Source organism: Streptomyces sp. DH12, assembly GCF_020873895.1.
GTDB lineage: Bacteria > Actinomycetota > Actinomycetes > Streptomycetales > Streptomycetaceae > Streptomyces.
Map to the genome: position 1 here is coordinate 1 of NZ_JAHWGT010001281.1, position 429 is coordinate 429.

Sequence of the window (429 nt, forward strand, 5' to 3'; positions counted from 1 at the left end):
GTTGTACGCCTGGTGGCCGCCCGCCCAGTCATGGTTGAGGCCCTGGAGGAACTGCATCCCCAAGTCGTCGGCGGTCGGGTGGAACGGCAGGGTCTCCTTGCCCGTCCCATCGGCCTGATGCCAGACGGACTTGCCGCTCGGCAGCGTCACGGGCCGCGGGTCACCGAACCCCCGGACACCTTTCAACGCCCCGAAGTAGTGGTCGAAGGAGCGGTTCTCCTGCATGAGGACGACGATGTGCTCGACGTCCTCGATCGACCCGGTGCGGTGGTTCGCAGGCAGGGCTGCGGCGCGCTGGATGCTGGCGGACAGGGCGCTGAAGGCCGTGGTGGCGCCCGCGAGCTGGAGAAAGCGGCGTCGGTTGACTTCGGACATGGAGAACAGACCTCTCATACTGAGGTGCGGGACGACCGGAACGTGACGGAATCT

At 66.7% G+C, this 429-nt stretch carries 1 protein-coding gene; it reads right to left on the reverse strand.

Features of this window, described 5'->3' with window-relative positions; genetic code table 11:
- The coding region (locus LPA54_RS39680; protein ID WP_306806638.1) for an alkaline phosphatase family protein at positions 1–375 on the reverse strand (375 nt) is incomplete at its 3' end.
- Between the last annotated feature and the right edge of the window lie 54 nt (positions 376–429).